Raw genomic sequence first — 14,448 nt, 5'->3', positions numbered from 1 at the left:
CATGAAATTATTAAGACCAAAACGCATTGATGGTCGGGTACCCGTATTATCCGCAACTGAAGCCATTAATTACATTCCTGATGAAGCAACGCTCTGTGTTTTAGGCGCAGGCGGAGGTATCCTCGAAGCAACGACATTAATTAACGCGCTGGCTGAAAAATATAAAAATGAACAGTCACCGCGAAACTTATCATTGATTAGCCCTACGGGACTGGGTGACCGTGCAGACCGTGGAATTAGCCCGCTGGCACAGGAAGGTTTAGTCAAATGGGCATTATGCGGTCACTGGGGACAATCACCACGAATCTCCGACCTCGCTGAACAGAATAAAGTCGCCGCCTACAACTATCCTCAGGGCGTATTAACCCAGACCCTGCGTGCATCGGCAGCCCACCAGCCGGGCATTCTGAGTGAGATTGGTATCGGAACATTTGTCGATCCCCGCCAACAGGGCGGAAAACTGAATGAAGTGACCACCGACGATCTGATCAAGCTGGTGGAAATCGATAACAAAGAGTACCTCTATTACAAAGCCATTGCGCCAAACATCGCCTTTATTCGTGCCACCACCTGCGACAGCGAAGGCTACGCCACCTTTGAAGATGAAGTTATGTATCTCGATGCGCTGGTGATTGCCCAGGCCGTACACAACAGCGGCGGCATCGTCATGATGCAGGTGCAAAAAATGGTGAAGAAAGCCACCCTGCACCCGAAAGCGGTACGTATCCCGGGCTATCTGGTCGATATTGTGGTCATCGACCCCGATCAAACTCAACTGTACGGCGGTGCGGCAGTTAACCGCTTTATCTCGGGCGATTTTGTCCTCGATGACAGCCAACAAACGCCCCTGGCGCTCAATCAGCGTAAACTGGTGGCTCGCCGCGCCCTGTTCGAAATGCGTAAAGGCGCGGTCGGCAACGTTGGCGTGGGTATCGCCGATGGTATAGGTCTCGTCGCGCGCGAAGAAGGCTGCGCTGACGACTTCATTCTGACGGTTGAGACTGGCCCGATAGGCGGTATTACCTCTCAGGGCATCGCTTTTGGCGCCAACGTCAACACTCGCGCAATTCTGGATATGACCTCTCAGTTTGACTTCTATCACGGTGGCGGGCTGGATGTATGCTATTTAAGCTTTGCTGAGGTGGATCGCCACGGCAACGTCGGCGTACATAAATTCAATGGCAAAATCATGGGCACTGGCGGTTTTATCGATATCAGCGCCACCTCGAAGAAAATAATATTTTGCGGCACATTAACTGCCGGAAGTCTGAAAACAGAAGTTGCCGATGGCAAATTAAATATCGTTCAGGAAGGACGGGTAAAAAAATTCGTCAATGAATTACCTGAAGTTACTTTCAGCGGGAAAATTGCCCTCGAGCGAGGGCTTGATGTGCGCTACATCACCGAGCGCGCTGTATTTAGGTTAAAAGAAGATGGTCTTCATTTAATCGAGATTGCCCCAGGAGTCTCTTTACAGGAAGACATTCTGGACAAAATGGATTTTTCTCCGGTTATTTCCCCCGAGCTGAAACTGATGGACGAAAGATTATTTATCGACACCTCGATGGGTTTTGTATTACCCGATGCGGCCAATTAAAAGGAGTACCCTAATGGATTTTTCATTAACTGAAGAACAAGAACTGCTGCTTGCCAGCATTCGGGAACTGATTACCAGTAATTTCCCGGAAGAATATTTCCGTACCTGCGATCAGACAGCTACCTATCCGAAAGAGTTTATGCGCGCCCTTGCCGACAATGGTATTTCGATGCTGGGCGTTCCGGAAGAGTTCGGCGGTATCCCGGCAGATTACGTCACGCAGATGCTGGCGCTGATGGAAGTGTCCAAATGCGGCGCACCCGCTTTTTTAATAACGAACGGTCAGTGTATCCACAGTATGCGCCGTTTTGGCTCCGCCGAGCAGTTACGTAAAACGGCAGAAAGCACCATGGAAACGGGCGATCCGGCCTATGCGCTGGCATTAACCGAGCCGGGAGCGGGTTCAGACAACAACAGCGCGACCACCAGCTACACTCGCAAAAATGGCAAGGTCTATCTCAACGGGCAAAAAACCTTTATCACCGGCGCGAAAGAGTACCCGTATATGCTGGTACTGGCTCGCGATCCGGAGCCGAAAGATCCGAAAAAAGCCTTTACGCTGTGGTGGGTGGATTCGAAGAAACCCGGCATTAAGGTTAATCCACTGCATAAGATTGGTTGGCACATGCTCAGCACCTGCGAAGTCTATCTTGATGACGTTGAAGTAGACGAAAGCGATAGGGTCGGCGAAGAAGGCATGGGTTTCCTTAACGTCATGTACAACTTTGAAATGGAACGGTTGATCAACGCTGCACGCAGTACCGGTTTTGCCGAGTGCGCCTTCGAAGATGCCGCCCGTTACGCTAACCAACGTATCGCATTTGGTAAACCGATTGGCCATAACCAGATGATCCAGGAAAAACTGGCGCTGATGGCGATTAAAATCGAAAACATGCGCAACATGGTGCTGAAAGTTGCCTGGCAGGCCGATCAGGAACAGTCACTGCGGACCAGCGCGGCGTTGGCAAAACTGTATTGCGCCCGTACGGCAATGGAAGTGATTGATGACGCCATTCAAATCATGGGCGGGTTGGGTTACACCGATGAAGCTCGCGTTTCCCGATTCTGGCGCGATGTCCGTTGCGAACGTATTGGCGGCGGTACCGACGAAATTATGATTTACGTCGCTGGTCGCCAAATCCTGAAAGACTATCAGAACAAGTAAGCGGTAATACGTGCCGGATAGCGCAAATGCGTTTTCCGGCACAAGCCAGGATAATCAGACCTCTGGCATCAGGCATTCCTGCTCAGCCAGATTATTTTTAAACTGCTTACGATAATCACTGGGTGTACAACCCACATGCCGCTGGAAGAGTTTGGCAAAGTGATCGACATTTTCATACCCTACCCGCCAGGAGATTTCCGCTAACGAGGCTTCCGTATTTGTCAGGGCAAATTTTGCCTCAGTCATCCGTCGCTGAATCACATAATTTATCGGAGAAATACGATACTCTTTAGTAAATTCGTGACAGATATAACTGACACTGGCACGGAATTTTTTGGAGAGCTGATCGAGAGTTATTTTTTCGCGGAAGTTATTATTCAAATAAACCAGCACATCTTTAATTAAAACATCTTTTTTGATATAACCTTGCTCTGAACGATATGCATTTTTAAAATTTTCGTAATATAAAACAGTTAGTGCATAAGCAAATGCATCGTAAGCTGAAGACGACAAATTATTTTTGCTCTGGGGCAGCATGACGCTCAACTCATTAAAGATACTCTTAATAACCTCCTTACCCTGAGTCACGCTTATGACCGGACACGAGTGCAGTTGTAATAGCTGATTATCCTGCCAACCGTTGAAACGAAAATCGTGGAGCGCACAGGTGTATGTGGTAGCAGGCGCATTGCTATCTGAAGCAACCGCATGAAGCCGCCCTTGCTCTATCACCACGATATCCCCGGCATGCGCAACATACAGCGACGAATCGATAATAAATCTTGCGACCCCTTTTTTGACATAAATAAGTTCCGTTTCATTATCGTGAACATGATGCCCCGACTCCCACTTAGGGTCATCACTGATGACGAATCGCGAAAACCTCGGGTTTTTCCCCGGTTCAAAAAGGGTCTCCATGGCATTATCAAAGCAGCGTTGATACATGACAACCTCCACCTAAAGGCAGCAATTTTATGAATTATTAATATGAAAAAATAAAAACGATAATGACGTTATACAACGTTATTCCTTCCAGGCGAAACAAAATTATTTGCGCCATCTGCAAGATGACACCGGCTGCTCCAGTGCATTGTCACCACTGATTATTTGTGTTTTATAATAATCAGAAAGAATAAATGTTATTAACCCTGCATTAATAATTTACATATAAGAAACAAATCAAGCATAAAAGCGATTAAAAACATGATGCATTTCGCATTTATTTTCACTGCCTTTGTCTTCCCGTTTTTTCCTGCAGTACGCAACGTCTGATTATTGCTGATAAACCCGGTAATCCCGGGTCGTTTTTTTTGCAAGATTGTTGGCAATGAAAACAGATTGTCCCGTCGAAAATACAGTCCCCTCTGTCGCACACTATTTTCAGTCAATTTTCCCTACTGTCGATAATGACGCGCCACGTCATTATCCACACGAGAATCACTGGAGATGCCATGAAAATAATAACCTGCTTTAAGTTGGTGCCTGAAGAACAGGACGTTGTTGTTACCCCACAGCGCTCGCTTAACTTTGACCGGGCCGATGCCAAAATCAGTCAGTTTGATTTAAATGCGATAGAGGCCGCTGCGCAACTTAGCGCCGAGGGTGATGAAATCGTCGCCTTAACGGTGGGTGGTTCGCTACTACAAAACTCTAAAGTGCGTAAGGACGTGCTGTCCCGCGGGCCGGACAGTTTGTTTATGGTGCAGGATCCACAGTTGGAGCACTCATTACCCCGCGATACCGCTCAGGCGCTGGCCTGCGCGGCCAAAAAAATGGATGTCGACCTGATGTTGTTCGGTGAAGGATCGGGGGATATCTACGCTCAGCAGGTCGGCTTACTGGTTGGTGAACTATTACAGCTCCCGGTGATTAATGCCGTCAGCCGCATCCAACGTAACGGCGATCGCCTGGTGGTTGAGCGCACGTTGGAAGATGAAGTCGAAGTGATTGATCTGCCGCTCCCCGCCGTACTTTGCGTGACGTCGGATATCAACACACCGCGTATCCCCTCAATGAAAGCGATTCTGGGCGCAGGTAAAAAACCGGTCACTCCGTGGCAAGCCAGCGATATTGGTTGGATACCTGCGTCACCGTTAGCAGAACTGGTGAGTCTCACCGTGCCGCCGCAAACCGAACGTCAGCACATCATTCTGGAAAATGACTCAGCAGAAGCCATTGCCGAACTGGCTGAACATCTGAAAAAAGCCCTGAACTAAGCCCAACGGAGAGAAATTATCATGAGTAAATTAGCCAACGTCTGGGTGTTCAGCGATAACGTAGAACGCTATGCAGAATTAATGGCCGGCGCTCGCCAGTGGGGTGAGCAGGTACACCTTATTGTGCAAGGCAGCGACCAGGCCAAGCAGTTGCAACCCCTGGGCGCTGATAAAATCGTCGTGCTCGAAGCAATCTCCGGTTTGCAGCGTGTTGAAAATTATGCCGAAACCATCGTCGCTCTGATACAGGAACACGCCGGACTGCTATTGATGCCCGCCACCAAACGGGCCAAATCCCTTGGCGCGCGCTTAAGCATTCAGCTCAACGCCGCGATGGTGAACGATGCCACATCAGTAACGCTTGATGCAGGCACACTGTTCGCTGAACACCGTATGTACGGTGGGCTGGCATTTGGCAAAGAAAAAATCAAAAGCACGCTGGCGATCATCACGCTTGCCCCTGGCCTGCTTGAACCCGTAGCGGAAAACGCCTCGCATAACAGCCCTGTTGTCTCAGCAAATTACATCTCACCGCACCATGAAATTATGTGCCTGGAGCGTCGCGCCAAATCCGTGAGCAGCGTGGACCTCAGCAAAGCCAAACGCGTGGTGGGTGTGGGTCGCGGCCTGGTTGCGCAAAACGACCTGGCAATGGTGCACCAACTGGCATCCGTACTGGGTGCTGAAGTGGGTTGTTCACGCCCCATTGCTGAAGGCGAAAACTGGATGGAGCGCGAACGCTATATTGGCGTTTCTGGCGTGTTATTGAAATCGGACCTTTACCTCACGCTAGGCATCTCAGGACAAATCCAGCATATGGTCGGCGGTAACGGCGCGAAAGTCATTGTCGCCATCAACAAAGATAAAAACGCGCCTATTTTCAATTACGCCGATTACGGCCTGGTAGGCGACATCTACAAAGTCGTTCCAGCGCTTATCGAACATCTCAGCCGCTAATCCTCTTTAACGCACATCTCCCGCTGCCTCGCGGCGGGAAAGGAGCATAAAGCATGTCAGATGAAAAATTTGATGCCATTGTGGTCGGTGCTGGCGTAGCGGGTACAATTGCAGGCTACGTTATGGCCCAGGCAGGACTGGACGTACTGGTCATCGAGCGCGGGAACAGCGCAGGCAGTAAAAATATGACCGGTGGGAGACTCTACGCGCACAGCCTTGAGCGCATCATGCCTGGATTTGCGCAGGAAGCACCGCTCGAACGTAAAGTGACCCGCGAAAAAATCTCCTTTCTGACCGAAGAAAGCGCCGTTACCCTCGACTTCCATCGTGAGAAAGACAACGCGCCAGCGCAGGATTCCTGGACAGTTTTGCGCAACAGGCTCGACCCATGGCTTATGGAAAAAGCGGAACAGGCTGGCGTACAGTTCATTCCCGGCGTGCGCGTCGACGCACTAATCCGCGAAGGTAATAAAGTCACCGGCGTGCAAGCCGGGGACGACATCCTGGAAGCCAATATGGTTATCCTTGCCGATGGCGTCAATTCTATCCTGGGACGGTCACTGGGGATGGTGCCTCCCTCTTCTGCACAGCACTATGCCGTTGGCGTGAAAGAGCTGATCGGCTTACCGTCAGCGGTCATTGCGGATCGATTCAACCTGTCAGGCAACGAAGGTGCAGCCTGGCTGTTTGCAGGCTCGCCGTCAGATGGACTGATGGGCGGAGGATTTCTGTATACCAACCAGAACTCCATCTCTTTGGGTCTGGTGTGTGGACTGGGAGAGATTGCCCATGCGACGAAAAGCATTCCACAAATGCTGGAAGACTTTAAGCAACACCCGACAATTCGTCCGTTGATTGCCGGCGGCGAACTGCTGGAGTACTCCGCACATATGGTACCGGAAGGTGGACTGGCAATGGTTCCGAAGCTGGTTGATGACGGTGTGATGATCGTCGGCGATGCCGCTGGTTTCTGTCTGAATCTGGGTTACACGGTGCGTGGCATGGATTTGGCGATAGCCTCCGCAGAAGCCGCCGCCAAGACAGCCATTGCAGCCAAAGAACGTCAGGATTACTCAGCCACTAGCCTGATGGACTACAAACGCGCCCTCGAACAGGGCTGCGTGATGCGTGATTTGCAGCATTTTCGCAAGATCCCGGCGCTGATGGAAAACCCGCGCCTGTTCACCCAGTATCCTCGCATGGTGGCCGATATTATGAGCGATATGTTTACCGTTGACGGACGCCCAAATCAGCCGGTTCGCAAGATGATCATGTCCCATGCCAGAAAAGTTGGGCTGATGAACTTACTGAAAGACGGCATCATGGGGGCAACCGCGCTATGAATCAGGACAATAACGTTAACGTCGACGTCAAACTGGGCGTCAATAAATTTAATGTCGATGAAGCTCATCCGCACATCATCCTGGCTGAGCACCCCGACCTTAATGAATTTCGCAAGCTGCTGAAAGCCTGCCCCGCCGGACTGTATAAGCAGGATGAGAGTGGCAATATTCATTTTGACTCCGCAGGCTGTCTGGAGTGCGGCACCTGCCGGGTGCTGTGCGGCGACACGATCCTCACACAATGGGAATATCCGCTCGGAACATTTGGCGTCGATTTCCGCTACGGCTAGCGGGTTTTGCATGTTGTCCGCCGGATTGGCCCCGCTGGCCATCCGGTCAGATGTATGCCGAAATCATCCAGGGAATAACTTCATGAGTATCACACTAACGTTTAACGCCGAACGCCGCGAAGCCTGGCGAAAACAGGGTTTATGGGGAGATGCTTCGCTTAGCGACTACTGGTGCCAAACGGCCAGAGCCATGCCGGATAAAATCGCCGTGGTTGATAATCATGGCGCTTCGTACACTTACGCCGCACTCGACGGTGCTGCCAGCAGTCTGGCAACCTGGTTTTTAGCCTGCGGTATTCAACCCGGCGATCGCATTGCCTTTCAGTTGCCGGGCTGGTGCGAATTTACCATTATCTATCTGGCCTGCCTGAAAACCGGAGCGGTTTCCGTCCCACTGTTGCCTGCCTGGCGCGAAGCGGAGTTGGTATGGGTACTGAACAAATGCCAGGCGAAGATTTTTTTCGCACCAACGCTTTTTAAGCAGACCCGACCGGTCGATCTGATCCTCCCCTTACAAAACCAGTTGCCACATCTGCAACAGATTGTCGCCGTAGATAAACTGGCGCCAGCAACAACCTCGCTGGCGCTCAGCCAGTTGCTTTTAGCGCCACCGTTAACTCAGATGATTAACGTTCACGCCGATGAACTGGCTGCCGTGCTGTTTACTTCCGGGACCGAGGGAATGCCGAAAGGCGTCATGTTAACCCACAACAACATCCTTGCCAGCGAGCGTGCCTACTGCGCCCGCCTCAACCTTACCTGGCAGGATGTGTTTTTGATGCCCGCTCCACTTGGACACGCTACCGGTTTTCTGCATGGCGTTACCGCGCCGTTTTTAATCGGCGCGCGCAGCGTATTGTTGGATATTTTCACCCCAACAGCTTGTCTTGAACTGCTGGAGCAACAACGCTGTACCTGCGTGCTCGGAGCTACGCCCTTCGTCTACGACATGTTATGTAGCATGGAAAAACGGCCCTGCGATCTCACCTCACTGCGTTTTTTCTTATGCGGAGGCACCACTATTCCGCAAAAGATTGCCCGTGACTGCCAACAGCGAGGCATTAAATTGTTAAGTATTTATGGTTCCACGGAGAGCTCGCCGCATGCGCTGGTCAATCTCGATGATTCACCCTCCCGCATGATGACAACCGACGGCTATGCTGCCGCAGGCGTCGAAATTAAAGTCGTCGATGAAGCGCGCAATACCCTGCCCGCAGGAGTAGAAGGTGAAGAGGCCTCGCGTGGTCCCAATGTTTTTATGGGCTACCTCGACGAACCCGAACTAACCGCTCGCGCGCTGGATCAGGACGGCTGGTATTACAGTGGCGATTTATGCCGAATGGACGACGCGGGATACATCAAAATCACCGGACGAAAAAAAGATATTATTGTGCGCGGAGGGGAAAACATCAGCAGTCGCGAAGTTGAGGACATTTTATTGCAGCACCCACGCATTCATGATGCCTGCGTTGTCGCGATGCCGGACGAACGCTTAGGTGAACGGTCGTGCGCTTACGTGGTGCTGAAACCTCCGCATCACTCACTCTCGCTGGAATCAGTGGTGGCCTTTTTTAGCCGCAAACGGGTGGCAAAGTATAAATATCCGGAGCATGTCGTGATTGTCGAGAAGTTACCGCGCACGGCGTCCGGTAAGATACGAAAATACCAGCTGCGTCAGGATATTATTCAGCGTTTAAACGTGGAGAGTGTGGAGATCGTTGCAGGATAAAATGCCGGATGGCGACGCTCTTGCGTCTTATCCGGCCTACATTGAATAGGCCGGATAAGGCATGATGTTACTTGTTCAGTTCAGCCAGGCTCAGCCAGGTCTGCACGACGGTGTCCGGGTTCAGCGACAGGCTGTCGATACCCTCTTCCATCAGCCAGGCCGCGAAGTCTTCGTGGTCGGATGGTCCCTGACCGCAAATACCCACGTATTTACCCTGTTTCTTAGCTGCGCGAATCGCCATCGACAGCAACGCTTTCACCGCGTCGTTACGCTCATCAAACAGTTCAGAAACCACACCAGAGTCACGGTCCAGACCCAGCGCTAACTGCGTCATGTCGTTTGAGCCGATGGAGAAGCCGTCAAAGTACTCAAGGAACTGCTCGGCCAGCAAGGCGTTGGACGGGATCTCACACATCATGATGATCTTCAGTCCGTTCTCACCGCGTTTCAGACCCTGACGCGCCAGCTCTTCTACTACCGCTTTCGCCTGAGCAACGGTACGCACAAACGGTACCATCACTTCAACGTTAGTCAGGCCCATATCGTTACGGACACGTTTCACTGCATCACATTCCAGCGCGAAGCAGTCGCGGAAGCTATCTGCAACGTAGCGGCCCGCCCCGCGGAAGCCCAGCATCGGGTTCTCTTCATGCGGCTCATAACGCTCACCACCAACGAGGTTGGCATATTCATTGGACTTAAAGTCCGACATACGCACGATGACGCGTTTTGGATAAAACGCCGCCCCCAGCGTTGCAATCCCTTCCGTCAAACGACCGACGTAGAATTCACGTGGGGAATCGAAACCTTTCATCATGCCGCGGATTTCGTTTTGCAGCTCAGGCGTCTGATCATCGAACTCCAGCAACGCACGCGGGTGCACGCCAATCATACGGTTGATGATAAATTCCAGACGCGCCAGGCCGACGCCTTCGTTTGGCAGGCAGGCGAAGTCGAAAGCCCGATCCGGGTTACCGACGTTCATCATCACCTTCAACGGCAGATCCGGCATGGTCTCCACGCTGGAACTTTTCACGCTAAAGTCGAGCATGTCAGCGTAAACATAACCAGTATCCCCTTCGGCACAGGAAACGGTTACCTTCTCACCGTCTTTCATGCGCTCGGTGGCATCGCCACAGCCTACCACGGCCGGGATCCCCAGTTCGCGGGCAATGATCGCCGCGTGACAGGTACGACCGCCACGGTTGGTCACAATCGCCGCCGCTTTCTTCATGATCGGTTCCCAGTCCGGGTCGGTCATGTCGGTAACCAGTACGTCGCCTGGCTCGATACGGTTCATTTCGCTGATGTCATGAATGACTTTGACCGGGCCCGCACCAATGCGATGGCCGATAGCACGACCTTCAGCAATAATTTTACCCTGCGCATGCAGCGTATAACGCTCCATGACCTGGCCGCGAGAACGCACGGTTTCCGGGCGCGCCTGCACAATGAACAGCTTGCCGGTATGACCGTCTTTCGCCCATTCGATGTCCATCGGACGACCATAGTGCTTCTCGATCTGTACCGCCTGCTTCGCCAGCTCCTGCACTTCTGCATTGGTCAGGGAGAAAATGTCGCGCTGTTCCTGCGGTACATCTTCAATCGTTACCTGCTTACCGTGTTCCTGGGTTGGCGCGTAGACCATGCGGATTTTTTTCGAACCCATTGTGCGACGGACGATCGCCGGACGGTCAGCCGCCAGAGTCGGTTTGTGCACGTAGAATTCATCCGGGTTAACGGCACCCTGCACGACCATTTCACCCAGGCCCCATGCGGAAGTGATAAACACCACCTGATCGAAACCAGATTCGGTATCGATGGAGAACATTACGCCAGAAGACGCGAGGTCTGAGCGCACCATCCGCTGGACGCCAGCGGAGAGCGCCACGCCACGATGGTCATAGCCCTGGTGAACACGATAAGAGATCGCGCGGTCGTTAAACAGCGAGGCAAATACGTGTTTGATAGCAACCAGTACGGCATCAAATCCCTGGACGTTGAGGAAGGTTTCCTGCTGACCGGCAAATGACGCATCTGGCATATCTTCTGCGGTAGCGGAAGAGCGCACGGCAAAAGAAGCATGGGCATCGTCCGCTGAAAGCTGCGCGTAGGCATCGCGAACGGCATTTTCCAGCTCCGGCTGGAAAGGAGTGTCGATAATCCACTGGCGGATCTGTGCACCGGCTTTCGCAAGCTCGGTGACGTCGTCAATATCCGTTTTATCCAGCAGCTCATAAATGCGCTGGTTTACACCGCTCTGGTCCAGAAACTGGTTAAACGCATCGGCGGTCGTTGCAAAACCATTCGGTACGGAAACACCCATACCGGAAAGGTTAGTAATCATTTCACCCAGGGAGGCATTTTTGCCCCCAACTCTGTCTACATCATTCATGCCGAGTTGGTTATACCAAAGCACCAGCGGTGACGAGCCATTGTTGGACATCGAACAATCCTTATATATGAACGAGGTTAGGAAACTCAATTTTGCGTAATTATCTTTGCATATTTACCTCAACGAAAAAAACGGTGAATCGTTCAAGCAACTTTATTTTTTATTTTTTCAGATTGTTTACGCATTTGCGCAAACCCGCGAGCCACAGGGGATCACCACAAAAACTATCGGTATAAACATTTGTTCCGAAAAATGAAATGTACTTTTCATTAAATATAAAAATACCGTTTCATTTTATAAAATAGATGCAGCAATATTCGCTTCTGGCGAATTTTAATTTATGCTTTCAGAGAATTATGTCAGCCCCAGGATGAGCAAAATGGATAATGCTGTTGATCGTCACGTATTTTATATTTCTGATGGTACGGCCATCACCGCCGAGGTATTGGGCCACGCGGTAATGTCGCAATTTCCGGTCACGATCAGCAGCATTACGCTGCCGTTTGTGGAAAATGAGAGTCGTGCGCGGGCGGTCAAAGACCAGATTGACGCGATCTACCAACAAACTGGGGTGCGCCCTCTGGTGTTTTACTCCATCGTCTTGCCGGAAATTCGCTCAATCATTCTACAAAGCGAAGGATTTTGTCAGGATATCGTGCAGGCATTGGTTGCCCCACTGCAGCACGAAATGAAGCTCGATCCCACGCCGATAGCCCATCGTACCCACGGTCTGAATCCCGGCAACCTCAACAAGTACGATGCGCGCATTGCCGCCATTGATTACACCCTGGCCCATGACGACGGTATTTCGTTGCGCAACCTCGATCAGGCGCAGGTGATCCTGCTCGGCGTTTCTCGCTGCGGCAAAACCCCAACCAGTTTGTATCTGGCGATGCAGTTTGGTATTCGTGCGGCCAACTACCCCTTTATTGCCGATGATATGGATAATCTGGTGCTGCCAGCGTCACTGAAGCCGTTACAGCATAAATTATTCGGCCTGACCATCGACCCTGAGCGCCTGGCGGCCATCCGCGAAGAGCGCCGGGAGAACAGCCGTTACGCCTCCATGCGCCAGTGCCGTATGGAGGTGGCTGAGGTGGAAGCGCTGTATCGTAAAAATCAGATCCCATGGCTGAACAGTACCAATTATTCGGTAGAAGAGATTGCTACCAAGATCCTCGACATAATGGGGCTGAATCGCCGCATGTACTAGAATGCTAGTGCATTGGTTCGATTTTTTGTTATTATGCTCGCCACCAGGCAGGATGAGTGTGATATTGTGATGTACATCACTTCCCGGTAGTCCTGCCGTTGAAGCAACAAATTTCTGAGACAAGTAATGAACAGAACCGATGAACTCCGTACTGCGCGTATTGACAATCTGGTCACTCCAGCAGAGCTTGCGCAACGGCATCCTGTTTCTTCCTCCGTCGCCCGTCATGTCACGGAATCCCGACGTCGGATAGAAAAAATATTAAATGGTGAAGACGCTCGTTTGCTGGTGATCGTAGGTCCCTGCTCGATTCACGATCTTGATGCCGCCATGGAATACGCGACCCGCTTGCAGGGGCTGCGCGAAAAACATCAGGCGCGCCTGGAAATCGTGATGCGCACCTATTTTGAAAAACCGCGCACCGTCGTGGGCTGGAAAGGCTTAATTTCCGACCCGGATTTAAACGGCAGCTACCGCGTGAACCACGGCATTGAACTGGCGCGCAAGCTGCTGTTGCAGGTCAATGAACTGGGCGTACCCACGGCAACAGAATTCCTCGATATGGTGACCGGTCAGTTTATTGCCGATTTAATCAGTTGGGGAGCCATTGGCGCGCGCACCACCGAAAGCCAAATCCACCGTGAAATGGCGTCTGCGCTCTCCTGTCCGGTCGGCTTTAAAAACGGCACGGATGGCAACACGCGTATCGCTGTCGATGCGATCCGCGCCTCCCGCGCCAGCCACATGTTCCTCTCACCGGATAAAACCGGCCAGATGACCATTTATCAAACCAGCGGTAATCCTTACGGACATATCATTATGCGCGGCGGTAAAAAGCCGAATTATTATGCTGAAGATATTGCCGCCGCCTGCGATACCCTGCACGAATTTTCCCTGCCTGAGCATCTGGTAGTCGATTTTAGCCACGGCAATTGCCAGAAGCAGCATCGTCGTCAGTTGGACGTTTGTGATGACGTGTGTCAGCAAATTCGCAACGGTTCGACGGCGATTGCCGGGATTATGGCGGAGAGTTTCCTGCGTGAAGGTACGCAAAAAATCGTTAGCGGCCAGCCGCTGGTTTACGGTCAGTCCATTACCGACCCATGCCTGAACTGGGAAGATACTGAACTGCTGGTTGAAAAACTCGCCTCTGCGGTTGATAGCCGTTTTTAATGTTGTTCGCCGGGTAACATCACGTTGCCCGGTGCTAATCCTTTGTTTTTCCCCTCCTTGTTGTACAAAATCTATTCTCGTCACAATTATTTCACAAAAATGCTTGCCGCAAATTTGCAGTTTGATGATAATGATTATCATTGTTAAATTGATTGTTATTTTTAAAAACTATTTCACGTATGGATAACACAACAACAACGCACGCAAAAGAGAAAGCCCCCCCTTCTGTCGCGCCAAACGAGCGTCGAATTGACAGTAAAAGTCTATTGGGCAAAGAGGGACGCGTGATCATAGAACACGATGGTCAGCTCTATCTGCTGCGCCAGACCCAAGCCGGAAAACTCATTCTGACTAAATAAACAACACTTTT

Annotated in this window: 12 protein-coding genes; 10 read left to right on the top strand and 2 right to left on the bottom strand. The window is 51.4% G+C overall.

Going from position 1 to position 14,448, the window contains the following annotated elements; all coding sequences use genetic code 11:
* The first annotated feature begins 1 nt into the window (after nucleotide 1).
* Together OGV94_RS09675 and OGV94_RS09670 are read left to right on the top strand one after the other, a co-directional pair.
* Nucleotides 2–1,597: an acyl CoA:acetate/3-ketoacid CoA transferase gene (locus tag OGV94_RS09675; RefSeq protein ID WP_286523211.1), complete on the top strand. Its 1,596-nt coding sequence runs from the start codon at nucleotides 2–4 to the stop codon at nucleotides 1,595–1,597.
* Nucleotides 1,598–1,610: 13 nt separating this feature from the next.
* The gene (locus OGV94_RS09670; RefSeq protein WP_047411663.1) at nucleotides 1,611–2,762 is read left to right on the top strand and encodes an acyl-CoA dehydrogenase; all 1,152 of its coding nucleotides are present in this window, start codon (nucleotides 1,611–1,613) and stop codon (nucleotides 2,760–2,762) included.
* A 54-nt stretch (nucleotides 2,763–2,816) separates the two neighbouring features.
* On the opposite strand, the gene OGV94_RS09665 is transcribed toward OGV94_RS09670, so the two are convergent.
* The gene (locus OGV94_RS09665) at nucleotides 2,817–3,707 is read right to left on the bottom strand and encodes an AraC family transcriptional regulator (protein ID WP_087053197.1); all 891 of its coding nucleotides are present in this window, start codon (nucleotides 3,705–3,707) and stop codon (nucleotides 2,817–2,819) included.
* A gap of 506 nt (nucleotides 3,708–4,213) precedes the next feature.
* Between OGV94_RS09665 and OGV94_RS09660 the strand changes: the two genes are divergently transcribed.
* From OGV94_RS09660 to fadK, 5 genes are all read left to right on the top strand, one after another.
* On the top strand, nucleotides 4,214–4,978 hold the full coding sequence (locus OGV94_RS09660; protein ID WP_075146072.1) for an electron transfer flavoprotein: 765 nt from the start codon (nucleotides 4,214–4,216) through the stop codon (nucleotides 4,976–4,978).
* A 21-nt stretch (nucleotides 4,979–4,999) separates the two neighbouring features.
* A complete protein-coding gene (locus tag OGV94_RS09655; protein WP_286523209.1) occupies nucleotides 5,000–5,935 on the top strand; it encodes an electron transfer flavoprotein subunit alpha in 936 nt (311 codons plus the stop codon).
* Nucleotides 5,936–5,988: 53 nt separating this feature from the next.
* Nucleotides 5,989–7,278, top strand: a complete 1,290-nt coding sequence (locus tag OGV94_RS09650) for an FAD-dependent oxidoreductase (RefSeq protein WP_193144929.1) — start codon at nucleotides 5,989–5,991, stop codon at nucleotides 7,276–7,278.
* Entirely contained in the window at nucleotides 7,275–7,568 is a 294-nt protein-coding gene (locus OGV94_RS09645; RefSeq protein WP_286523206.1) for a ferredoxin family protein, read from the top strand. The genes OGV94_RS09650 and OGV94_RS09645 overlap by 4 nt, the downstream gene beginning before the upstream one ends.
* A gap of 82 nt (nucleotides 7,569–7,650) precedes the next feature.
* The gene (fadK, locus tag OGV94_RS09640; RefSeq protein WP_100194458.1) at nucleotides 7,651–9,297 is read left to right on the top strand and encodes a medium-chain fatty-acid--CoA ligase; all 1,647 of its coding nucleotides are present in this window, start codon (nucleotides 7,651–7,653) and stop codon (nucleotides 9,295–9,297) included.
* Nucleotides 9,298–9,364: 67 nt separating this feature from the next.
* Here fadK and ppsA read toward each other — a convergent pair whose 3' ends face one another.
* The gene (ppsA, locus tag OGV94_RS09635) at nucleotides 9,365–11,743 is read right to left on the bottom strand and encodes a phosphoenolpyruvate synthase (RefSeq protein ID WP_043016582.1); all 2,379 of its coding nucleotides are present in this window, start codon (nucleotides 11,741–11,743) and stop codon (nucleotides 9,365–9,367) included.
* A gap of 328 nt (nucleotides 11,744–12,071) precedes the next feature.
* Between ppsA and ppsR the strand changes: the two genes are divergently transcribed.
* The 3 genes from ppsR to hemP all read left to right on the top strand — a co-directional run bounded on the left by ppsR (nucleotide 12,072) and on the right by hemP (nucleotide 14,437).
* Complete coding sequence (gene ppsR / locus OGV94_RS09630; protein ID WP_043016583.1) at nucleotides 12,072–12,905, top strand: posphoenolpyruvate synthetase regulatory kinase/phosphorylase PpsR; 834 nt, start codon at nucleotides 12,072–12,074, stop codon at nucleotides 12,903–12,905.
* A 126-nt stretch (nucleotides 12,906–13,031) separates the two neighbouring features.
* On the top strand, nucleotides 13,032–14,078 hold the full coding sequence (aroH, locus tag OGV94_RS09625; RefSeq protein WP_047411681.1) for a 3-deoxy-7-phosphoheptulonate synthase AroH: 1,047 nt from the start codon (nucleotides 13,032–13,034) through the stop codon (nucleotides 14,076–14,078).
* A gap of 170 nt (nucleotides 14,079–14,248) precedes the next feature.
* Nucleotides 14,249–14,437 carry a hemin uptake protein HemP gene (gene hemP / locus OGV94_RS09620; protein ID WP_373870774.1) on the top strand — a complete coding sequence of 63 codons (189 nt, stop codon included), beginning with the start codon at nucleotides 14,249–14,251 and terminating at the stop codon, nucleotides 14,435–14,437.
* Nucleotides 14,438–14,448 lie beyond the last annotated feature (11 nt).

The organism is Citrobacter sp. Ce006 (assembly GCF_030336535.1).
GTDB lineage: Bacteria > Pseudomonadota > Gammaproteobacteria > Enterobacterales > Enterobacteriaceae > Citrobacter > Citrobacter europaeus.
The sequence above is the reverse complement of the archived record's forward strand: the minus strand, read 5'-3'. Positions and strand labels throughout refer to the sequence as shown.